At 63.5% G+C, this 21,192-nt stretch carries 18 protein-coding genes; 6 read left to right on the top strand and 12 right to left on the bottom strand.

Translation table 11 applies throughout. The features are described 5' to 3' along the window. Positions 1 to 157: 157 nt before the first annotated feature. Positions 158 to 1,936: a metallophosphoesterase family protein gene (locus tag V1286_RS08250; protein ID WP_334478816.1), complete on the top strand. Its 1,779-nt coding sequence runs from the start codon at positions 158 to 160 to the stop codon at positions 1,934 to 1,936. Here V1286_RS08250 and V1286_RS08245 read toward each other — a convergent pair. Then, complete coding sequence (locus V1286_RS08245) at positions 1,933 to 2,925, bottom strand: AI-2E family transporter (RefSeq protein ID WP_334478814.1); 993 nt, start codon at positions 2,923 to 2,925, stop codon at positions 1,933 to 1,935. The genes V1286_RS08250 and V1286_RS08245 overlap by 4 nt on opposite strands. 217 nt (positions 2,926 to 3,142) lie before the next feature. Between V1286_RS08245 and V1286_RS08240 the strand changes: the two genes are divergently transcribed. Next, entirely contained in the window at positions 3,143 to 4,765 is a 1,623-nt protein-coding gene (locus V1286_RS08240; protein ID WP_334478813.1) for a caspase family protein, read from the top strand. Between the two features lie 72 nt (positions 4,766 to 4,837). On the opposite strand, the gene V1286_RS08235 is transcribed toward V1286_RS08240, so the two are convergent. From V1286_RS08235 to thiD, 4 genes are all read right to left on the bottom strand, one after another. Then, positions 4,838 to 5,827 (bottom strand): threonine ammonia-lyase, encoded by a 990-nt coding sequence (locus V1286_RS08235; protein WP_334478811.1) that lies wholly within the window; start codon positions 5,825 to 5,827, stop codon positions 4,838 to 4,840. A gap of 72 nt (positions 5,828 to 5,899) precedes the next feature. Then, the gene (locus V1286_RS08230) at positions 5,900 to 6,955 is read right to left on the bottom strand and encodes a glycosyltransferase family 4 protein (protein ID WP_334489580.1); all 1,056 of its coding nucleotides are present in this window, start codon (positions 6,953 to 6,955) and stop codon (positions 5,900 to 5,902) included. Then, positions 6,955 to 7,767 (bottom strand): UDP-2,3-diacylglucosamine diphosphatase, encoded by an 813-nt coding sequence (locus tag V1286_RS08225; protein ID WP_334478809.1) that lies wholly within the window; start codon positions 7,765 to 7,767, stop codon positions 6,955 to 6,957. Before V1286_RS08225 ends, V1286_RS08230 begins: the two co-directional genes overlap by 1 nt. Before the next feature lie 206 nt (positions 7,768 to 7,973). Continuing rightward, the gene (thiD, locus tag V1286_RS08220; RefSeq protein ID WP_334478807.1) at positions 7,974 to 8,774 is read right to left on the bottom strand and encodes a bifunctional hydroxymethylpyrimidine kinase/phosphomethylpyrimidine kinase; all 801 of its coding nucleotides are present in this window, start codon (positions 8,772 to 8,774) and stop codon (positions 7,974 to 7,976) included. A gap of 132 nt (positions 8,775 to 8,906) precedes the next feature. Between thiD and V1286_RS08215 the strand changes: the two genes are divergently transcribed. From V1286_RS08215 to V1286_RS08205, 3 genes are all read left to right on the top strand, one after another. Beyond that, entirely contained in the window at positions 8,907 to 9,152 is a 246-nt protein-coding gene (locus V1286_RS08215) for an Lrp/AsnC ligand binding domain-containing protein (protein ID WP_029583462.1), read from the top strand. 68 nt (positions 9,153 to 9,220) lie between these two features. Beyond that, positions 9,221 to 10,291 (top strand): Ldh family oxidoreductase, encoded by a 1,071-nt coding sequence (locus tag V1286_RS08210; protein ID WP_334478806.1) that lies wholly within the window; start codon positions 9,221 to 9,223, stop codon positions 10,289 to 10,291. Positions 10,292 to 10,525: 234 nt separating this feature from the next. Next, positions 10,526 to 11,353 (top strand): J domain-containing protein, encoded by an 828-nt coding sequence (locus tag V1286_RS08205; RefSeq protein ID WP_334478804.1) that lies wholly within the window; start codon positions 10,526 to 10,528, stop codon positions 11,351 to 11,353. A gap of 20 nt (positions 11,354 to 11,373) precedes the next feature. Here the strand turns inward: V1286_RS08205 and V1286_RS08200 are convergent, their stop codons facing one another. Continuing rightward, positions 11,374 to 12,309 carry a c-type cytochrome gene (locus V1286_RS08200; RefSeq protein ID WP_334478802.1) on the bottom strand — a complete coding sequence of 312 codons (936 nt, stop codon included), beginning with the start codon at positions 12,307 to 12,309 and terminating at the stop codon, positions 11,374 to 11,376. 166 nt (positions 12,310 to 12,475) lie between these two features. On the opposite strand from V1286_RS08200, the gene V1286_RS08195 reads away from it, so the two are divergent. Further along, positions 12,476 to 12,898: a CHRD domain-containing protein gene (locus tag V1286_RS08195; protein WP_334478800.1), complete on the top strand. Its 423-nt coding sequence runs from the start codon at positions 12,476 to 12,478 to the stop codon at positions 12,896 to 12,898. A 213-nt stretch (positions 12,899 to 13,111) separates the two neighbouring features. On the opposite strand, the gene V1286_RS08190 is transcribed toward V1286_RS08195, so the two are convergent. From V1286_RS08190 to V1286_RS08165, 6 genes are all read right to left on the bottom strand, one after another. Beyond that, the gene (locus V1286_RS08190; RefSeq protein WP_334478799.1) at positions 13,112 to 13,558 is read right to left on the bottom strand and encodes a c-type cytochrome; all 447 of its coding nucleotides are present in this window, start codon (positions 13,556 to 13,558) and stop codon (positions 13,112 to 13,114) included. Between the two features lie 106 nt (positions 13,559 to 13,664). Further along, positions 13,665 to 15,974, bottom strand: coding sequence for a xanthine dehydrogenase family protein molybdopterin-binding subunit (locus tag V1286_RS08185; RefSeq protein ID WP_334478797.1), 2,310 nt, complete (start codon positions 15,972 to 15,974; stop codon positions 13,665 to 13,667). 295 nt (positions 15,975 to 16,269) lie between these two features. Next, positions 16,270 to 17,142 carry an outer membrane protein gene (locus V1286_RS08180; RefSeq protein WP_334478795.1) on the bottom strand — a complete coding sequence of 291 codons (873 nt, stop codon included), beginning with the start codon at positions 17,140 to 17,142 and terminating at the stop codon, positions 16,270 to 16,272. Positions 17,143 to 17,313: 171 nt separating this feature from the next. Beyond that, positions 17,314 to 18,858 carry a murein biosynthesis integral membrane protein MurJ gene (murJ, locus tag V1286_RS08175; protein WP_334478794.1) on the bottom strand — a complete coding sequence of 515 codons (1,545 nt, stop codon included), beginning with the start codon at positions 18,856 to 18,858 and terminating at the stop codon, positions 17,314 to 17,316. Between the two features lie 36 nt (positions 18,859 to 18,894). After that, the gene (locus V1286_RS08170; RefSeq protein ID WP_334478793.1) at positions 18,895 to 20,046 is read right to left on the bottom strand and encodes a DegT/DnrJ/EryC1/StrS family aminotransferase; all 1,152 of its coding nucleotides are present in this window, start codon (positions 20,044 to 20,046) and stop codon (positions 18,895 to 18,897) included. Between the two features lie 28 nt (positions 20,047 to 20,074). Then, entirely contained in the window at positions 20,075 to 21,091 is a 1,017-nt protein-coding gene (locus V1286_RS08165) for a Gfo/Idh/MocA family oxidoreductase (protein ID WP_334478792.1), read from the bottom strand. Positions 21,092 to 21,192 lie beyond the last annotated feature (101 nt).

The raw sequence follows: 21,192 nt of genomic DNA, 5'->3' as shown, positions 1-21,192 counted from the left end.
CGCGGCAGCCAATTGAAGGATCAGCCGGTTGCGACTGTGGCGGCGTAGCCGGCTGCCTCTCGGAGTACGCTCGGTAAGGACGGCTGTCACATGCGCGCCGTGAGAGAAGCAAAGGCGCGTGTAGCCGAAACAACGAGTGTCCGAAGCGGAGCCCGTGATGACGAGGTCGACCGCGGAACGCGGCTCAACCAGCACCAAAGACCGCATGCTGATCGATCCGCGCGATGGCGACATCGAAGACGATGCGGCAAGTCCCGGACAGCGGTCGCTGCTCGCGATCGCCGGAACCCTGCTCGTCGAAATCAGCCTGCCGAAATTGCTGTTCGCCTGGACGGTATTGCTGCTGCTGCCGGCCGTGCTGCTCGGCCTTGCGCCGCTGCTGGCGTCCGCCTGGTTTTCGAAATTGTCGGAACGTCTTGCCGCATTGACTGAAATCGGTGCGGCCGTCGCGCTGATCGCGGTTCTTGCGCTGGGGTGGATCGGATGGCGGCCGCTGTTTCGAATTGCCGAGACCAGTTTCTGGTCGCTCAACGCCCTCCTGGTCCAGCCCGGCTACGCGTTCGGACGCGAAGCGTTGCGGCATCTGACGGAACTGGTCGGAGGCAAAAACCTGACCACCGCCGGCCGGGCGCGCCTGCGCAGCGCCAACTCGGTTGGCTCCGGCATCATGCTATCCGCATGCGCCGTGGCGATCGCGATGCTGGCCTGGCCTGCCTCGCGCTGGACCGGCAACTGGAGCGACATCGCCCTGCTGCATCGCCTCGTCGTGCCGATGCTTGCGAATGCCGTCGTGCTGGTGTCGGTATATCTGGCGATCGCATCGCTGGTCTGGGGCTTTGCCGACGCCAGCATGCCTCAACCGCTCGACCTTGCCGCGTTCGATGCTGCCTCGGCCGAAAGCCGGCGCTGGCGCATCGCGCATCTATCGGACCTTCACGTGATCGGCGAACAATATGGCTTTCGCATCGAAAGCGGACGCGCCGGCCCGCGCGGCAATGACCGGCTCGATCGGATCCTGGCGCATCTCGCCGCCATTCACGCGATCGATCCGCTCGACCACGTGCTGGTCAGCGGCGATATGACGGACGCCGGCCGCGCCGGCGAATGGGCCGCATTCCTCGACGCACTGGCGCATCATCCGGAGCTCGCGGCGCGGATGATCCTGTTGCCCGGCAATCACGACGTCAACATCGTCGACCGCGCGAATCCGGCCCGGCTCGACCTGCCGTTCAGCACCGGCAAGCTGTTGCGGCAAATTCGGACGCTGTCGGCGCTCGCCGCCGTGCAAGGCGATCGCGTGCACGTCGTCGACGCCGAGGGAAAGCCGATCGCTACGCTGCAGGCGACGCTGGCTCCGCACCGCGATGCGATCGTAGCCGTTGCCAAGCGCGGCGGCCTGCGCCGCGCGGCGGCACTGCGCGGGCTGTTCGATGACCAGTTTCCGATGATCGTGCCGCCCGACACCGACGAGGGTCTCGGAATAGCCATCCTGAACTCCAACGCAGAAACCCACTTTTCATACACCAACGCACTCGGACTGGTGTCCGTCGAACAGACACGCCGCGTCGAGGCGGCGGCCCGACACTATCCGAGGGCACGGTGGATCGTCGCGATGCATCATCATGTGGTCGAGTATCCCATGCCGGTAAAGGCGTTTTCCGAACGCATCGGAACCGCATTGATCAACGGCAACTGGTTCGTGCGCAGGCTGGACGCATTGGCCGATCGCGCCATCGTGATGCACGGCCACCGTCATCTCGACTGGATCGGCGCGTGCGGCCGCTTGAAAATCATCTCCGCTCCGTCGCCGGTAATGAATGCGACTGATGATGCGACGACGTATTTCTACATTCACACCCTGGCGGCTGGCCCGGATGGGCGGCTGGATCTGCTGTCACCGGAGCGCGTGGAGATTGCCGGCGCGACAGCGAGCTAGATTTTACCGGGCTTCGCCGGGTCGGGCCCGCCAAGCAGATCGGCGATCCAGCGGCTTGATGGATGGGCGGCGCAAAAAGTAAGTATCGCGAGCGCGATCGGCACGCCAATGAAGGTCCCGAACAGGCCCCACAGGAAAGTCCAGAAGAAGATCGAAAACAGCACGACGACAGGCGAAATCGACAGCATGGTGCCGGCGACGCGTGGCTCGATGTAGCTGCCGACCGCGAACTGGATGATGTTCAGGCAAACGAAGACGCCGAGCACCGCCGGCCAGCTTTCGAATTGCGTCATCGCCAGCAAGGTCGGAAACAACGTCGCGACGAACGGCCCGATGAACGGGATATAGTTGAGCACGAAGGCGATCACGCCCCACTCGAATGCGAATGGCAGTCCGGTAATCGCCGCGAAAGCGCCGACCAGCACGCCGGTCACCGCGCTCATCTTCGTCCGTACCAGCAAGTACCTTCGAAATTTCGTCGCGGTCGCCGCGCTGCCGTCGAGCAGCACTTGGGCCGCGGTACGATTATCCAGCCGCTCGATCTTCTGCCTGACATTGTCGACTTCGAGAAGTCCGAGCATGACGTAAACGAGCGCAATCACCCAGAAGGTCAGCGTGGTATTGACGCGCCCGGTGACATACTGCGTCGCGCGCAAGAGCCAGCCTACGTTGAAATGTTCGGCCCAAAGCCCTGCGACCGAAACGCCGTGGCCGTCCAGCCAAGTCACCATCGTCGAATAAAGGGCCTGGTAGCGCGGCAGATCCGCGACCAGCGATCGTCCGACGCGACCAAATCCCCAGGCCGCGAGAGAGGCAAAGCCGAGACAGATCGCCACCGTGACGACGACGGTGATCGCCAGCGCGACAAGCTTCGGCATCCACGACTGCAACCGCTTCTGGACCGGCCACACGATGGCGATGATGAAAATGGCCGCCGCAAGCGGCGCGAACACATTGCTCGCCTGAGCCGCAGCCGCGATGACCAGCACCGCCGCGATGATTCCGGTTGCGATCGTTAGCCCGAAGCTTACCCCATGTTGGGTTCCTTCGACCTTCCAGCAACCCGAGATTGTCAGCTGTCTTGAACCGCGGCAAGAGCCGGCCGCCTCCGGCAGCAAGCGTGACCGCCGTCACGTACCGCAAGGGTAAAGCGGCCTAGCGTCCCCACAGCAAATCTCGCCACGAGATTCACGTGAGGAAGCCGCCATGTCCCGTTTCAAGTCATTGCTGTTATCTGCCAGCGTGCTGGCAGGCCTGCTGGGCTTCGCCGGCGCCTCTTTCGCCGAAGCCCCCAACGCCGACATCCGCAACGGCATGCAAACGCCACCGGCGGTGGACCAGCGCATCGCGCTGGTGATCGGCAATTCGAATTACCAGACCGCGCCAAAGCTCGCCAATCCCGGCAACGACGCGCAATCGATGGCGCAGCTTTTGAACTCGGCGGGCTTCGAGGTGACGCAGGCGACCGACCTGACGCGCAGCGACATGGTCAAGGTCGTGCAGGACTTCTCCGCCAGGGTCGCCGAGCGCGGCCCCGGCGCCGTCGCCATGATCTATTATGCCGGCCACGGCGTGCAGGTGGCGGGCGAGAACTATCTGCTCCCGGTCGATGCAAAAATCTCTTCGCCGTCCGATCTCGACCGCAATTCGCTGCGACTGGTCGATCTGATGGGCACGCTGGAATCGATCCAGAGCCGGATGCGTATCGTCGTACTCGACGCCTGCCGCAACAATCCGTTCCCGGAGGTCAATGACACCGGGCGGGGCCTTGCCATCGTCGATGCGCCGAACGGCTCGATCGTCGGCTACTCGACCGCGCCGGGCATGGAGGCGCAGGACGGCGACGGCAACCACAGCCCGTATACGTCGGCTTTCCTGAATGTCGCACGCGAACCGAACCTGCCGATCGAGCAATTGTTCAAGCGCGTCCGGCTCGAAGTGAACAGCGCGACCAAGGGCCGTCAGACGCCGTGGGAAAGCTCGTCGCTGACCTCCGATTTCTATTTCTTCGGCGATACGGCGGTTGCCGCAGGCCGCTCGCCGGATCGCCGTCCGATCATGCAGGCTGCAGCTAATCTGCCGTCGCGTTCGGTGCGCCAGGCCTACGACTACGTGCTGTCCGAAGGCTCGCCCGAGTATTATGAGGAGTTCATCCGGCTCTACCCGCATGACCCGCTGTGCGACCACATCCGCGTGCTGCTTGGCAACCTGCAGGTGGCAAAGGCGTGGCACAAGGCGGTGCTCGCGAACTCGCCCTTCGCCTACAAGACGTTCCATGACAATTATTCCAACAGCCAGTACGCCAAGTCTGCATTGAAGCTGCAGGGTGCGCCGAAGGCGGTGCATCTGATGCAGTTCACGCATCTGGCGAAGCAGTCGCCGTCCTTCAAGTCGGGGAACTTCGGCCACGCGCCGACGCTGGGCATCTCCAAGGGCAATCTTGGCGCCCAGGCTCATATACCCTCGCCATCGAAGATCGTTACGCTGCCCGCCAAGGGCGGGATCACCCCTGCCAATATTGGTAACAACGGCAAAGTGGGTAAGGTCACGACCTTGCCTGGCAAGATCAACACCAATCCCGTCAACACCGGCAAGGTCGCGAAATTGCCCGGCAGGTTCAACAACAATTCGGCACGGCTCACCAACAGGCCGATGGTCAACACCGCGCCGCGTCGTTTCAACAGCCGTATGGGCGGAGGCTTCAGCCAGCGCGTCGCCGCAAGCCCGTCGCGCAATTCATTCGCCCGCAGTTCGTTCGGTGGCAGTTCGTTCGGTGGCAGTTCGTTCGGCGGCCGTTCGTTTGGCGGCGGCGGCTTCGGACGGCGCTGACGGGAGAGCTTCGTACAAACACGAAACCGGGCAGAGCACACGCTCTGCCCGGTTCCGTTTGAGACGGGATGATCAGGCGACCAGCTTGGCGAACAGGTCCGCGTCGACATTGCCGCCGGAGAGCACGATGACGACGTTCTTGCCCCTCGCATCGATGCGACCGGCCAACAGCGCGGCGAGGCCGACGGCGCCGCCCGGCTCGACCACAAGCTTCAATTCCCGATAGGCATAGGCGACCGCCGCGCCGACTTCCTCGTCGGAGGCGATCACGCCATTCGCCAGCAGCTTGCTGTTGATCGAGAAGGTGAGTTCGCCCGGCATCGCCGCCATCAGCGCATCGCAGATGGTGCGGCCGGCGGCATGATGGGCCTCGCGGTGGCCGGCGCGCAGCGACAGGCCATGATCGTCATAGTCCTTGGGTTCGGCGACGATCACCTGCGCTTGCGGAAATTTTGCCTTCACCGCCGTCGCAACGCCGGCGATCAGCCCGCCGCCCGAGGCCGGTGCCACCACGATATCGGGGACGAGCCCGAGCGCCGTCATGTCTTCGGCGATCTCACGGCCCGCGGTGCCTTGTCCGGCAATCACGAAGGGATCGTCATAGGGGCGCACCAGCGTCGCGCCGCGCTTCGCAGCAATGCCGTTGGCGATCGCTTCGCGGTCTTCCTTGTCGCGGTCGTAGAGCACCACCTCGGCGCCGTAGCCCTTGGTGCGCTCGCGCTTGGTGACGGGAGAGTCCGCGGGCATCACGATGGTGGCCTGCATGCTGAGGATCTGCGCCGCCGCCGCCACGCCCTGGGCGTGGTTGCCGGAAGAGAACGCGACCACCCCGCCGCCGCGCTTGTCCTGCGGGATCGAGGCCAGCTTGTTGAAGGCGCCGCGGAACTTGAACGATCCGGTCCGCTGCAGCATTTCGGGCTTCAGAAACACCTTGGTCCCGACGCGTTCATTGAGAACGGGGAACGACAACAGCGGCGTCCGCACCGCAAAGGGCGCGACCACCTTGGCGGCGGCCTCGATATCGGCCGCGCCAATAGGTGGATTTTGGATAGATTCTGGCATCCGCAATTTGTATCGCGGTCGCCGACGGGCGGGCAAGACGATTTACCGTGAATTCAGGCGTTACCCGTGAACTCAGGCGGCGAAATGCGGATCTTCCGTGCCAAATTCGGCCACCTCGCCTTCCGGCAGGACCGGGCGGGTGGTCAGGGCATGCTCGACAAAGACCCGCGCGGAGGCCTGCCAGCTGTAGCCGGTAGCGAATTCGACGCAATCTTGCCGCGAAACCTGCAGCGCCTCCAGGCAGGCCGCGCGCAGGTCGTCGTCCAGGACGCCGACCGGCGCCGAGCCGATCACGTCGCGTGGACCGGTGACCGGAAAGGCGGCAACCGGCAGGCCACTGGCCAGCGCCTCCAGCAGCACCAGGCCAAACGTGTCGGTCTTGCTGGGAAATACGAAAATGTCCGACGCCGCGTAGATTTCAGCCAGTTCCTCGCCGTGCCTGGCGCCCAGGAACACGGCGTCCGGATATTTCCGCTCCAACGCCGCTCGGGCCGGCCCATCGCCGACGACGAGCTTGGTGCCGGGCAGATCGAGGTCGAGGAAGGCTTCGAGATTCTTTTCGACTGCGAGGCGCCCGACGCTGAGATATACCGGCATCGGCAGGCAGAGATCGACGCTGCGCGGATGAAACAGCGAGGTATCGACACCACGCGACCACAGCACCACGTTGCGAAAGCCGCGCATGCGCAATTCGGCCGCCAGCGCCGGCGTAGCCGCCATCACCGCCTGGCTCGGCCGATGGAAGGCGCGCAGCACTCGCCAAACCCAGGCTTCCGGTATCGGCGAACGCGCCGAAACATATTCAGGAAAGCGGGTGTGAAAGCTGGTGGTGAACGGCACGCCGCGCTTGCGGCAATAGCGCCGCACCAATAGCCCGATCGGGCCCTCGGTCGCGATATGAATGCTGTCGGGCTTTGCCGCCTCGATCAGTTTTGCGATTTTTGCCGGATATGGCAGCGCCAGCCGCAGATCGGGATAGCTCGGCATCGCAAAAGTGCGAAACGATTGCGGCGTCAGGAAGCTCACCTCGACGCCAAATCCCTTGGCCGCCTCTGCCATCATGGTCAGCGTGCGAACCACCCCGTTGACCTGCGGATGCCACGCATCGGTCGCGACCAGGATATGCATCATGCGGCGCGCGCCGCGACGCGGGGAACCGGCACCGTCCTTCGCAGTGGATCGGTCCAGGTGATGATCTCGAACCGGCCGTCCTCATGCTCGGCGAGCGCAGTGCAGCTTTCCACCCAGTCACCGCAATTCATGTAGCGGATGCCATGCTCGTCGCGGATGGTGGCGTAGTGGATGTGGCCGCAGATCACGCCGTCGGCGCCGTGCCGCCGCGCCTCGCCGGCCAGGGTCTTTTCGAACGCGCCGATATAGTTCACGGCGTTCTTGACCTTCAGCTTCGCCCATTGCGACAGCGACCAATAGGGCACGCCGAACATGCGCCGGAAGAAATTGACGAGGCGGTTCATCTGAATGGCGAAGTCATAAGCCTTGTCGCCGAGATGGGCGAGCCAGCGTGCGTTCTGCACCACGAGATCGAAGATGTCGCCGTGGATGATGAGGTAGCGCTTGCCGTCGGCGCCCTCGTGAATGGTGTTCTCCACCACGTCGATGCCGCCGAAATGCGTGCCGTAATAATTGCGCAGGAACTCGTCGTGATTGCCGGGCACGTAGATGACCTTGGCGCCCTTGCGCGCCTTGCGCAGCATCTTCTGCACGAAGTCGTTGTGCGATTGCGGCCAGTACCAGCTCGACTTCAGCGCCCAGCCATCGACGATATCGCCGACGAGATAGATGGTGTCGGCGTCATGGCTCTTGAGGAAATCCAGCAATCGATCGGCTTGCGAGCCGCGGGCTCCGAGATGAACATCGGAGATAAACAAGGTCCGAAAGCGCCGTTCCGGGCTTTCTTCACTCAAGGAGTCACTACCCATACCTGTCCCCTGACAGATTTCTGTGACAGGGCGATGACTGTTCACGCCGCGATATTTCCGCGAGAATCACTGCCGCGCCCCACAACTTGCGGATAGCAGCGCGATGCGACAGGCAGGCGACAGTGGAGAGGCAATACGTAGCCCGGATGGAGCCAACGGGGCGCGCATTCGCGCGACCCGTTGGCTCCATCCGGGCTACGCTTGCTTCAATAAAACTTGTGAAAATGATGGATCGGGCCGTGGCCGTGCCCGACGGTGAAACGATCCGCCTCCGCAATCGCAGCGCTGACCCAGGCCTTGGCGTTGCGCACGGCGCTGTCCATGCCCTCGCCTTTCGCGAGCTCCGCGGCAATCGCCGAGGAGAGCGAGCAGCCGGTGCCGTGGGTATTTTTTGTGGCGATGCGCGGCGCGGCGAGTGCGGTGACACCGGAGGAATCGACCAGGTAATCGATGCTCTCGGCGCCCTCCCCGTGGCCGCCCTTGATCAGCACCGCCTTGCAACCGAGCGCCAGCAATCGCCTGCCTTGTTTCTCGACGGCGGCTTCGTCCGCCGCCACGCCTTCGTCGAGCAGCGCTGCGGCTTCCGGCAGATTGGGCGTGATCACCGACGCCAGCGGAATGAGCCTGGTCCGCAACGCGTCGACGGCTTCGGTCGCGAGCAGCCGGTCGCCCGAAGTTGCGACCATCACGGGATCGAGCACGACATGCTTCGGCGCCCAGCGCTTGAGCCCCGCGACGATGGCGTCGATCACCGGCGGGTGCGCCACCATGCCGATCTTGACCGCGCCGACGTCGAGATCTGAAAACACCGCGTCGATCTGCGCGGTCACGAACTCCGCCGGCACCTGGTGGATGCCGCTGACGCCCGTGGTGTTCTGCGCGGTCAGCGCCGTGATCACGGAGGCGCCGTAGACGCCGAGCGCGGCAAACGTCTTGAGGTCGGCCTGGATGCCCGCTCCTCCAGAGGAATCCGAGCCGGCGATGGTGAGCGCGATCGGCGTCGTCATCGCAAGCCTCGCGCAAATCGTGTGGTGAGGGCCATGAATTGTCCTACCGCGGCAGGGCACGGGCGGCAAGCTGGCTTGCCATCCCCGGCGGTTTTTGGCCTATTGGGGCCAACATTTTTGGAGACGACAGCAATGGTTCCCTTCTTCGTCCAGTTCAAATGCAAGCTCGGCCAGTCCTATGCCGTCGCCAATGCGCTCGCGGAGGCCGAGATCGCCTCGGAGATCTATTCCACCGCCGGCGATTACGATCTGCTGGTCAAATTCTACGTCGATAACGACACCGACATCGGCCATTTCGTCAACGAGAAGGTGCAGGTGATTCCGGGCATCCAGGACACCCACACCATCATCACCTTCAAGGCGTTCGGCACCGGCTAGCAACGGCGGCCCTGCCCGCCATCGACGTCGACTTCGCCCGGCGCGGCCACGCCCGCGGGCCTCTGGGAGTGCCCGTCCTGTCCGATACATCAGTTACTTTTGACCGGTTGAAGGCCTTCATCGAGCAGGCGCTCACCGCGGTGGGCTTGCCGGACGCCGATGCTGCAACGGTCGCGGCCCTGATGGCGGAGGCCGACCTGCAGGGATCGGACGGGCACGGCGTCAGCCGGTTGCCGCAATATGTCAGGCGGATCAAGGCCGGCGGCTTCAACGTCCGGCCCAACATCCATGTCGTGCACGAGCACGCCGGCACCGCCGTCCTGAACGGCGACAATGGCATGGGCCACCTCGTGATGAAACGCGCGGCCGGGATGGCGATCGAAAAGGCGCGCAGCACCGGAATAGGCTGGGTCAACTCGCAGTTCAGCAACCATGCCGGCCCCGCCTCACTCTACGCCACGATGCCGCTCGCCCATGACATGATCGGGCTCTACTTCGCGGTCGGCAACGCCAATCACCTTCCGGCCTGGGGCGGCCTCGACATGCTGCTGTCGACCAATCCGATCGCAGCCGCCATTCCGGCCGGCGACGAAAACCCGATCGTGCTCGACATGGCGACCACGGTCGCCGCCTACGGGAAAGTGAAAACCAAGGCGCTGCGCGGCGAGACCATGCCGGAGGGCTGGATGATCGATCGCGAAGGCAAGCCGCTGACCGACCCGAAACGCGCCGACGAAGGCATGCTGCTGCCGCTCGGCGGCATGGAGGCCGGATACAAGGGCTACGGCCTTGCGATGATCATCGGCCTGCTCGCAGGCACGCTCGGCGGCGCCGCGATGGGCCGCGACGTGATCGACTTCAATCACGACGACGACAGCGTCACCAACACCGGACAGGCGGTCGCCGCCATCAACATCGCAGCCTTCGGTGACATTGCCGTCTTCAAGCGAAGCGTCGATGCGCTGGTGCGCGATTTCCGCAACAGCCGGCGCATGCCGGGCGTGGACCGCATCTGGGTGCCCGGCGAACGCAGCCATGAAACGCGCCTCAGGCGGACCAGCCTTGGCATTCCCATAGCGCCTGCGCTGCTGCGCGGGCTGGACCAGGTCGCCGACGATCTTGGGATTGCGCGGCTCTAGGCCGCGTCCTGCGGCTGTGATGGCGGCCGGGGGTGGAGGCCGCCGCATCCGTCTGCTGCCGCCGATGAAGCCGCCTCGCGGGCGGTACCCATTAACCATCCCAGCGGATTTGCATGCTTTTGCCATAAGAGCATCATTCTACCGCCTTGATATTTTTGATTACCTAAGGCGTCGTCAATCGGAGGGCTCCGCGGCGGGGGACGTTCCGAGGGGGAAATAGTCGCGAGTACCACCATGAGGACGCTATACGATTTGCTCGGGGCGCTTCCGAGTGATGACGCCGAGGGCTTGCGGACCGCGTTCCGCAAGGCTGCGAAGGCGACACATCCCGATATCAATCCCGACAATCCCGATGCTGCCCTGAGGTTCAGGGAGCTGGTGCGCGCCTATGACATCCTGACCGATGCCGAGCAGCGCGAGACCTACGATGAACTGCTCGCCATTGCGCTTCAGCCGCCGGCCACGAAGGCCGTGCAGACCTACGAGACCGTGCGCAAGGTTGCCTCCAACACGATGGCGGCAACGGTCATTTCGGCGGTGCTGGTCGGAGGCTACGTCCTGTTCGGACTGTTTTCAACGCCACCCGGCGCAGCGGAAATCACGACCGACAGGACCATCGGCGAAGCGCAAGTCGTCGCAGCGCTGCATCCTGACGTCACCGCTTCGGATGAACCGCCCGTCCAGCGCGAGGGGGACGTATCGACCGTCGGTGCCATCGGGACATCGGCGGTTGCGCCCGCGGCGAAAGAGGCAAACGTCACGGCCATCGGCCGTTTCGAACAGGTCCCGGGATTCGTCTCATACAATCTCGCGATTCAATATTATCCGCGCTTCGCAACCGCCAATTTCGACCGCGGCATCGTTCTGTATCGCGTCGGCGATTTCGACCCGTTCGCCGCTATCGCTCCACCCAAGCCGGCCACGGACTTGAGGCGGGCAAAGATCGCCATGCCTGCGACCGCCACACCTGCGCCGCGCAAGCCGCTGATGATCGTGCCTCCTATTGCGTCCCCTGCGCCGCCAGAGAGGCGAATGCCGATCACCGCGGCCTTGACGCCCTGAGCGCAGGCGCAACGCGCCGGTCATGACTTCTCGGCGTCCTTTGCCTTCCTGGGCCGCGGCGGTCCCTCGACCGGCGGCAGCGACTTCAGGTATTCTGCGATGGCGGCGCGATCCTCCGGCGGCAATTGCGAAATGTTTCTGATCACCCGCGCCATCGATCCACCGGCGGTGTCGCCGTCAGGCGTTTGCCCGGTTTCGAGGAAGTAGGCGATGTCCTTCGCGCTCCACTCGTCCAATCGCTTCTGGGTGATGTTGGGCACCCAGCCCTCGCCCTCCGGATTGGGCCCGCCTGCGAAGCGTTGCGCCTCGACGATACCGCCGAGGAAGTTGCGCGGGCTGTGGCACTCGGCGCAATGGCCCGGACCGTTGACGAGATAAGCGCCGCGATTCCATGACGCCGAATGTGAAGCGTCCGCCGTGTAAGGCTTGCCGTCCATGAACAGCCATTTCCAGACGCCGACATTGCGACGGATGTTGAACGGAAACGGCACGTCGTGGTCGCGCGGCTCGCCGGCAACCGGCGCAAGCGTCTTCAGGTAGGCGAAGAGGTCGCGGATGTCCTCGACCGTCGCATGCTGGTAGGACGCATATGGAAAGGCCGGAAAATAATGCTGGCCGTCCGGCGATGTCCCCTTGAGCACAGCCGTCACGAAATCCGCTTCGCTCCACCGGCCAATACCGTATGTGGGATCGGACGAGATGTTGGGAACGTAAAACGTCCCGAACGGTGAAGGCATTGCAAGCCCGCCGCCGAGCTTCAGCCGATCGGGCTGGTTGGGAACGGCGTGGCAGGAGGAACAGCCCCCGGCATTGAACGTTGTGAGGCCGTTGGCGAGGTTCGGCGTGCGAGGAGAAAGCGAGGCCGGGGCAACGACTGCCGGGATCGTCAGCCACCAGAAGATTCCAGCGCCGGCGGCGCCAACCAGGATCAAGCCAAGGAGAATTCGTCGCAGCATTTGCCGATCCGTCATCAAGCTTCGCAATTCAACGACCAGTATGAACGCACTTTGCGCCATAGGCTTCCACGAAATTTTCAGACGTTGTTGTCGTTTCGGGAATAAATTCGTGAAGTCGTTGTTTTGAGGCTGACACGGCCGTTTGATGTCAACAGGGAGAAACACCATGTCGAACAAGACCATGCTTGTCACGCTTGCGCTGGGGGCAGCGATTGCTTTTGCCGGACCCGCGTCCGCCGACAAGATGAAGGCGACCCTCGACGGCAAGTCCCAGGTGCCGCCCAACACCAGCGCGGCCACCGGCACCGCCGACATCGACTACGATCCCGCCAGCAAGAAGCTGAGCTGGAAGCTTTCCTATTCCGGTCTGTCGGGTCCTGCTACCGCCGCGCATTTCCACGGCCCAGCCGAAGCCGGCAAGAACGCCGGCGTCGCGGTCGCTATCCCGAACGCGACGTCGAGCCCGGTCGAGGGCAGCGCGACGCTGACCGATGCGCAGGCCGCGGACCTCGTGGCCGGCAAGTACTACGTCAACATTCACACCGCAGCCAATCCGGGCGGCGAAATCCGCGGCCAGGTAACCAAATAAATCAAGTCACCAGGTAAATTTGGTGACGAAGCAGGTAAGTTCGAACACGAGTAAACAAGAACAAGAAAAGGCTAACACAAAAGGGGCGGACGCTTCGCGGCGTCCGCCCCTTTTTAGGCCAGAGCATGATCGGGAAAAATGCGTAACTGTTTTCCCTCGCGACAAACGCGGAAACGCGTTTGCGCGGAGATCATGCTCAAAGTTAGAATGCGATCAGCCCTTCTTGATCCGGAATGTCTCGTGGCAGCCACCGCACTGCTTGCCGATGACGGGCAGTTCCGCCTTTAGCGTGTCGAGATTCTTGACCTTGCCTTGGGCATCGGCGACGACCTTGGCGAAGCTCTTAATTTGGGACTCGAAGCCGGCCTTGTCATCCCAGATTTTCGGCGAGGGATCGTAATCACCCTCCAGCTTAATACCTTTCATGCTCGCGGGGAACAGCGTCGGAAGGTTCTTGGCGGTGTCTTCGAACTGGGCCAGCGCGGCATTGACAGTCGCCTGATCGTAGGGCTTTTCGCCCTTGACCATCGCCGACAACGCGCCGGCGTTCTTGCCATTGTCCTTCATCATGGCCTGGGTCCGCTTGACCTGATCCTGCTGTGCAACGACCGCACCGGCACTGAATGCAAGCACAGCTGCGACGACGATGATCCGCTTCATTGGCTAAATCCCCCTTCAATTCGGGTTTGTACCGGTCCCAAAGGTGGTGCGGACTGGTTGTTTGTAAACACCGCATGCGGCGCATCATTCCGCATGCGACAAAATATCAGAGATTATGCAGCTTCTGTGCCTCACGGATTGCGATCCAGACCCGCTCGGCCGTGGCCGGCATGTCGATGTGATCGATCTTGTACTCGCGCCACAGGCCCTCGATGATCGCATTGACCACCGCGGGACAGGAGCCGATCGCACCGGCCTCGCCCGCGCCCTTGACGCCTAGCGGGTTGGTCGTGCACGGCACGTTGTGGGTTTCGAAATGGAATGACGGGCCGTCGGATGCGCGCGGCACCGCATAGTCCATGAAGGTGCCGGTGACGAGCTGGCCGTCAGTCGCGCTATAGACCGCCTGCTCCATCAATGCCTGGCCGATCCCCTGCATCGCGCCGCCATGCACCTGGCCGGCGAGCAGCAGCGGATTGAGCGTCACGCCGAAATCGTCGACGATGACATAGTTGATGATCTTGATGATGCCGGTGGCGGGATCGATCTCGACTTCGGCGAGATGCGTGCCATTCGGATAGGTGCCATCGGCCTGCGCGAAGGTCGCACTCGCATTCAGTTTCGAGGGATCGACGCCCGGACGTTTTGCAAGATCCGCGAAGCTGATCGAGCGATCGGTGCCGGCGATGCGCACGAGGCCATTGCTGATCTCGAGGTCGCCCGCGCTGGTCTCCAGCACTTCGGCGGCGATCTCCTTCAGCTTGCCGCCGAGGTCGCGGGTGGCACGCTCGACGCTGACGCCGCCGGTCGGGATCGACGCCGAGCCGCCGGTGCCGAGACCGGTGGCGATCTTGTCGGTGTCGCCCTGCAGGATGTGGACGCGCTCCGGCGGCACTCCGAACTGCTCGGCGACGAGTTGCGCGTAAGCGGTCTGGTGGCCCTGCCCGCTCGACTGGGTGCCGATCAGGATAGAGATGTCGCCATTGGGATCGAGCGCGACATTGGCGGTCTCCTCGCCCATGGTGCCGCAGACCTCGACATAACAGGCCATGCCGATGCCGCGCATCAGGCCGGCCTTCTTCGCCGCCTTGGCGCGCTTGGGAAACTCCTTCCAGTTGGCGACTTCCATCGCGCGCTTCATATGCGCAGTGAAGTCGCCGGAATCGTAGACCTTTCCGGTCGCGGTCTTGTAGGGCATCGCCTTCGGCGGAATGAAATTCTTGCGCCGGATCGCATCCGGCGTCATGCCGAGCTTACGCGCCGCCGCATCGACCAGCCGTTCGACCACATACGCAGCTTCAGGCCGCCCGGCGCCGCGATAGGCATCGACCGGCACGGTGTTGGTGAACACGGTGCGGACGCGGCAATGGAAGGCCTGGATGTCGTAGAGCCCGGGCAGCATGCCGGCGCCGCCATGCGGGATGTAAGGCCCGAAGGTCGAGAGATAGGCGCCCATGTCGCCCATCAGGTCGACGTCCATCCCTAAGAACTTGCCGTCCTCGGCCAGCGCCATCTTTGCGGTGGTGACGTTGTCGCGGCCCTGCGCGTCGCCGATGAAGTGATCGGAGCGGTCGGCGGTCCATTTGATGGTCTTGCGCAGCTTTTTCGCGGCGACTGAAATCAGGGCGTATTCGCGGTAAGGGAATAGTTTCGTGCCGAAGCCGCCGCCGACGTCGGGGCAGATCACCCGCATCTTCTCCATCGGCATCTTCAGCACCATGCCGCACAGGATTTCGCGCAGGCGATGGCTGCCCTGGCTGCCGATGGTCAACGTCAGGTGATCGCGCTTGGCGTCGTATTCGGCGACGGCTGCGCGCGTTTCCATGAAGTTGGTGATGACGCGCGGGTTGACGATCGATACCTCGGCGACCGCATGCGCCTTGGCAAAGGCGGCCTCAGCCGCCTTCTTGTCGCCGATCGACACGTCGAACAGCACGTTGCCGGGCTTGTCGGGCCAGACCTGCGGCGCGCCCTGCTTGACGGCGTTGACGACGCCCACCACCGAAGGAAGCGGCGTCCATTTGACGTCGATCGCCTCGATCGCATCGCGGGCCTGGTCGATGCTATCGGCGACCACGAAGGCCACGGCGTCGCCGACATGGCGCACCTCGTCCTTGGCGAGGATCGGGTATGGCGGGCCGGTGAAGGGATCGGTTTCCAGGTTGAACAGGCACGGCAGGTCGCCGAGATCGCCGACCTCGGCCGCGGTCAGAATCAACGACACGCCCGGCATCCCGCGGGCCTTGGTGACGTTGATGGTAAATTTCGCATGCGCATGCGGCGAGCGCAGCATCAGCGCATGCATCGCGGGCTGTGGCGAATGGTCGTCGGTATAGCGGCCCTTGCCGCGAATCAGCGCGTCATCTTCCTTGCGGAGAACGCTTTGACCGACGCCGAATTTGATGGGAGCTGCCATCGTATCTCCAATTGTCCTGGAGCACGATGACGCCTCTTCGAACCGTCATCCGCCCCATCTTTTTGTTTGAGCATGGCCCTTTCGGAAAACCGGTACCCACTTTTCCGGGCCATGCTCTAGAAGCGTTCCATATTGCAGCGGTTCGCGCGTCAGCGCAAACCGCTTTCGCCCAGCCGGCCACGGCACCGGCGTCACGGAATCGGCGCGCACCGCAATTCTTTTCGCGCTTGCACAACAAAAAAAGCCCCGGGCGATGCCGGGGCTTTGATTTGACGGGAGGAAGATAACGCCGGGATCAATACTTCGCGATCACCGGGCCGCCGAAGGTGTAGTTCAGGCCGACCCGCAGGACGTGGTCGTGGAAACGCGTATCCACGTTTGCGCTAATGAGGCTGCCCGGCGCGAGCGTGAAGGTCCCGGCGCGGAAGCTGTCGAAATCCATGTAGAGGTATTCGAGCTTGGCGCTCCAGTTGTTGGTGATCTTGCCTTCGACACCGGCGCCGACTGTCCAGCCTAAACGCACGTCGCTATTTGAGGCGACCGAAGCGACCGCAATGCCGGCAGGCGTAACGCCAGCCAACGCGCCGGTGGTCTTGATCGAGCCATAGGCCAGACCGCCCGTGCCGTAGAACAGGACCCTCGGGGTCGCGAGAATACCGACGCGGCCGCGCACCGTGCCGAACCATTCGAGGTGCGAGTCGACGGCGAGGCTGGTGCCAGTCACGCCCGCAGGCAGGAACGTCAGGCCGGGAAGGCACGGACCGCCGATGAGCGTCGCGGCGCAGCTAAAAACTCCGCGTCCCTTCTCGTCCGACCACTGCGCGTCAGCCTCCAGACCGAACACCCAGTTGCTGCTCTGCCAGTTGTAGCCGATCTGACCACCGGCAATGGCGCCGTTCATGTCATAGCCGGCGCCGAGGATCGAGCCGGCTGGCGGCACGATCGGCACCCCGGTCAGCGTGTTGAAATAGGAAACGTCGGAATTGCCGCGGCCCCAGCTATAGCCGGCGTTACCGCCAATATAGAAGCCGGTCCAGTTCCAGACCTCGACCATGGCCGGCGGTGCCTTGGTGTAGCGCGGAGCCAAGTCCGCTGCGGATGCTATCGAAGTTGCAGCCACAATAGCCAGTGCCGAAGCTGCGATTGCCTTGAAGGCTGAAACGCCCATGGAAGCCCCTCTCTGAAAAACCGTTAATTAAATCCGGGATCAACCTAACGCGGAGTCGCTACACAATCATGTACGGATCGGCCGCAAATGGCGCTTTTCGGGAACTTGTTGCAAAAATGCCCGAATACGGCCACAACACGCCCCAATCAAAAATTTTCTTTTTATTTACAATCAGCTACGGGCGGATGTCCGGTCGCGCAGCAGCGAGAATAGCCACCCCCTGCCAAACAGCAGCAGGATCAAGACGCCGTACACAAAGGCACCCGCCACAATCAGCAGCAGCAACGCGGTCTCATCCCGGAAGGTGTGCATCTGCGCGAAATAGAAGCTGGCGAATCGCGCGATGGCCCAAAGTGCGGCGGCGAGCAGAACACCGGCCGCCGCGAACTTGGCGAGTGAAATCATCCAGGCGCGATCGAGTTCGAGGTAACCTGCCCGCACCGCGAAGAAGAGCACCAGCAACAGATTGACCCATGCCCCGGTGGCGGTGGCGAGCGCCAGGCCGATTTGCGCCAGCGCGCCCATCAACGCGACCTTCAGCGCCACGTTGACAGCCACACCGGTCAGCGCCGCCTTGACCGGCGTCGCGGTGTCGTGGCGGGCGTAGAAGGTCGCGACCGCGCTGCGGATTGTCACGAACGGAATGAGTCCGATCGCGTAAGCGGCCAGCGTGGCACCCGCGGCCACGGCATCCGCCTTCGAGAACGCGCCGCGCGCAAACATCGCGCGCATGATGACGTCAGGCACGGTCAGAAAGGCAGCGACGAACGGCACCGAAAACAACAGCGAGAATTCGAACGCCCGCCGCTGCGCGGCCGACGCACCGGTGACATCGTTTGCGGTGAGGCGCCGCGACATTTCCGGCAGCAGCACGGTGCCGATCGCGATCCCGATCACGCCGATCGGCAACTGGTTGAGACGGTCGGCGTAATACAGCGCCGAAAGCGCGCCCGCCGGCAGAAAGGTTGCGATGATGGTGTCGGCGAACAACGCGATCTGCGTTCCCATCGAGCCGATGGTCGCGGGGCCCAGCGCGCGAAAGAACGCGCGGACATCATTGTCGAGCTTGAACACCGCGAATTTGGGCAGGATGCCGGTCTTTGCCGCGTCACCGGCCAGCAACATGAATTCGAGGATGCCGGCGATCAATACGCCCCACGCGGCGGCGTAGCCCGCGCCCGGAAAGAACGCGGCCAGCGCCAGCGTCGCCATCATCGACAGATTGAGAAAGATCGGCGCGGCAGCAGCACTTGCGAAGCGGTGCATCACGTTGAGCATGCCGCCGTACAACGTCACCAGCGTGATCAGCAGCAGATACGGAAATGTGATCCGCGTCAGTGAGATCGCGAGTTCGCCGCGCGCCGGGTCATCCTTGAACCCCGGCGCGAGGATGGCGATCACCTCCGGCATGAACCACCAGGCCGCGACGAGCAGAATCACCTGGACGGCAAACAGCAGCGTGAAGACGCGATCGGCGAACAGCTTTGCCGACGCTTCACTCTTGCCGTGCAGATGCGCATAGGCCGGCACGAAGGCGGCGTTGAAGGCGCCCTCGGCGAAGATCGCGCGAAAATGATTGGGCAGCCGCAGCGCCACGAAGAACGCATCCGCGACGGGACCAGCGCCGAGAATGGCGGCGAGCATGATATCGCGCGCGAATCCGGTCAGCCGCGAAAGCAGCGTGTAACCGCCGACGGTGAAGATGCGTCCGAGCATGCGCCGCTTCTAGCGCATATTCGCCAAACCGTGAAATCAGGCAGAAAGCGCGCCGCGCACCGCCTCGATCACGCGATCCTGCGTCGCCTCGTCGAGATAGGCGTGAATCGGCAGGCTGATAACATCGTCCGAAAGCTTTTCGCTCACCGGCAGCCCGCCATCCGCCACCGGGAAACTCTTGTACGCGGTCTGCTGATGCATCGATTTCGTGTAGTAGACCATCGTCGGAACGCCCTGCGCCCTCAGCGCTGCCGCAAAACCGTCGCGATCGGTCCCCTTGGGCAGGCGGATGGTGTACTGCGCCCAGATCGAAGTGCATCCGGGAGCCAGCCGCGGCACGGTCACGAAGTTGCCGAGACCGCGCGAATAGCGTTCCGCCACGCGGTTGCGCGCCGCGATCTCGTCCTCGAAAATCTTCAACTTCTCGATCAGCACCGCCGCCTGCATGGTATCGAGCCGTCCGGTCAAGCCAAGGCGCACGTTGTCGTATTTGTCGGAGCCCTGGCCGTGAACGCGGATGCTGCGCAGCGTCTCGGCAAGCTTGTCATCATCGGTAAAGATGGCGCCACCATCGCCGAAGCAGCCGAGCGGCTTTGTCGGGAAGAAGCTGGTCGCGGTCGCAAGTCCCAAAGAGCCGATCCGGCGACCCTTGTAGCTTGCGCCAAAACCCTGGGCTGCGTCATCGAGCACGAACAGGCCCTCGGCCTGCGCGACCTCGGCGATCGCATCGTGATCGGCGCTTTGGCCAAACAGGTCGACCGGGATCACGGCCCGGGGCTTCAGGCCGCGCTGCTTCGCCGTCGCGATGCCACGCCGGAGCGAACCTGCATCCATGTTGTAGGTCGCTTCGTCGACATCGACGAATACCGGCGTCGCGCCGGTCAGCGCCACGGCTTCGCCGGTCGCGCAGAACGTGAACGATGGACACAGGACGGCGTCCCCCGGGCCGACTTCCCTGGCCATCAAGACCATCAGAAGCGCGTCGGTGCCGCTCGCGCAGCTCACGACATGCTTGGCGCCGCAGAAATCCGCCAACGCCTTCTCCAGCACGGCCACTTCCGGACCATTGATGAAGAGGCAATGGCTGGTCACACGCGAGAGCGCCTCATCAATCGATGTGCCGAGCCGCCGGCGCTGCGAGCCGAGGTCATAGAAGGGAACGGGTTCTGGACGCATGTGCTGGTTCATGTGGCCTTGCTGGAATCGGAATGGAGGTTTAGCCGGCGATGCGGCGCGGACCCTTGCGCGCGGCAGAGGCCGCGGGCTTGGCGGGCTGCTCGAGGCAGCGGATCGCGATTTCGAGACTGGCGACGCCCTCGTCGCCGGAAACCGCCGGCAAATTGCCGGTGCGGACGGCATCGAGGAATGCGATCAGCTCGGCGCGCAGCGGTTCGTCGTGGCCGACCGGCAGATGGCGCATCGAATAGCTGCCGTCGGGCTTGAAGCCGAAGCATTCTGTCACCTGGCGCGTCAACAGATCGCCCATCACATATTTGCCGCGCGTCGCGACCGTGACGCTGCGCGCCTTGAACGGTGTCAGCCAGTTGGTGTTGATATGGGCGAGCACGCCCGAGGCGGTGCGGAACTGTAATAGCGCGATATCCTCGCGCTCGGCGACTGCGCTGGAAAGCTGCGGCTGCACCTCGACGATATCGGATTCGGTGAACCAGCGGATCAGGTCGATATCGTGCACGGCCAGATCGATCACGACGCCGACATTGGACATGCGCGGCGGGAACGGCCCGACGCGGGTGATGCCGATGGAGAGAATATCCTCGCCCGCGATCGCCTGCTTGATCGCGGCGACCGCCGGATTGAAGCGCTCGACATGGCCGACCATCAGCGTCACGCCGGCGCTGCGCGCCGCATTGACGATGTCCTGCCCCTCCTCCACCGTCGAGGCGACCGGCTTCTCGACCAGGATGTGGATGTTGCGTGTGATGCAGGCCAGCGCAATCTCGTGATGGAGATGGGTCGGCGCCGCGATCGTGATGGCGTCGACGCCTTCGTCGAACAGCTCCTCAAGATCGGCGAACGCCCGGCAACCGACCAGCGCAATGGCCCGCGCGCGGTGTTCCGGCAACGGATCGACGATGCCGACCAGCGTCACATCAGGTAGACCTGCCAGCACGCGGGCATGGTTGCTGCCCATCACGCCCGCGCCGACCACGCCGACGCGCAGGCCGCGTTTTGCATCGGTCTTCGCATCAGATGCGGACCCTTTGGAACTCATGATTTTGTCGACCCCAAGACAGACTTTAAGCAGATTTCTGCGCCGGTAGTGTCCCCGGCGGTTCTCTAGCACGGCCGTCATAGATGTGGCGAACGCGATCG

The organism is Bradyrhizobium algeriense (assembly GCF_036924595.1).
Taxonomy (GTDB): Bacteria; Pseudomonadota; Alphaproteobacteria; order Rhizobiales; family Xanthobacteraceae; genus Bradyrhizobium; species Bradyrhizobium algeriense.
Note: the sequence above shows the minus strand (reverse complement) of the source record. Positions and strands in the feature narration are given on the sequence as shown.

Bases quoted from the DNA above. Each gene is read 5' to 3' on its own strand.
- V1286_RS08250 (WP_334478816.1), top strand. From the start codon at position 158: ATGACGAGGTCGACCGCGGAACGCGGCTCAACCAGCACCAAAGACCGC.
- V1286_RS08240 (WP_334478813.1), top strand. From the start codon at position 3,143: ATGTCCCGTTTCAAGTCATTGCTGTTATCTGCCAGCGTGCTGGCAGGC.
- V1286_RS08235 (WP_334478811.1), bottom strand. From the start codon at position 5,827: ATGCCAGAATCTATCCAAAATCCACCTATTGGCGCGGCCGATATCGAG.
- V1286_RS08230 (WP_334489580.1), bottom strand. From the start codon at position 6,955: ATGCATATCCTGGTCGCGACCGATGCGTGGCATCCGCAGGTCAACGGG.
- V1286_RS08225 (WP_334478809.1), bottom strand. From the start codon at position 7,767: ATGGGTAGTGACTCCTTGAGTGAAGAAAGCCCGGAACGGCGCTTTCGG.
- thiD (WP_334478807.1), bottom strand. From the start codon at position 8,774: ATGACGACGCCGATCGCGCTCACCATCGCCGGCTCGGATTCCTCTGGA.
- V1286_RS08215 (WP_029583462.1), top strand. From the start codon at position 8,907: ATGGTTCCCTTCTTCGTCCAGTTCAAATGCAAGCTCGGCCAGTCCTAT.
- V1286_RS08205 (WP_334478804.1), top strand. From the start codon at position 10,526: ATGAGGACGCTATACGATTTGCTCGGGGCGCTTCCGAGTGATGACGCC.
- V1286_RS08200 (WP_334478802.1), bottom strand. From the start codon at position 12,309: ATGCTGCGACGAATTCTCCTTGGCTTGATCCTGGTTGGCGCCGCCGGC.
- V1286_RS08195 (WP_334478800.1), top strand. From the start codon at position 12,476: ATGTCGAACAAGACCATGCTTGTCACGCTTGCGCTGGGGGCAGCGATT.
- V1286_RS08190 (WP_334478799.1), bottom strand. From the start codon at position 13,558: ATGAAGCGGATCATCGTCGTCGCAGCTGTGCTTGCATTCAGTGCCGGT.
- V1286_RS08185 (WP_334478797.1), bottom strand. From the start codon at position 15,974: ATGGCAGCTCCCATCAAATTCGGCGTCGGTCAAAGCGTTCTCCGCAAG.
- V1286_RS08180 (WP_334478795.1), bottom strand. From the start codon at position 17,142: ATGGGCGTTTCAGCCTTCAAGGCAATCGCAGCTTCGGCACTGGCTATT.
- murJ (WP_334478794.1), bottom strand. From the start codon at position 18,858: ATGCTCGGACGCATCTTCACCGTCGGCGGTTACACGCTGCTTTCGCGG.
- V1286_RS08170 (WP_334478793.1), bottom strand. From the start codon at position 20,046: ATGAACCAGCACATGCGTCCAGAACCCGTTCCCTTCTATGACCTCGGC.
- V1286_RS08165 (WP_334478792.1), bottom strand. From the start codon at position 21,091: ATGAGTTCCAAAGGGTCCGCATCTGATGCGAAGACCGATGCAAAACGC.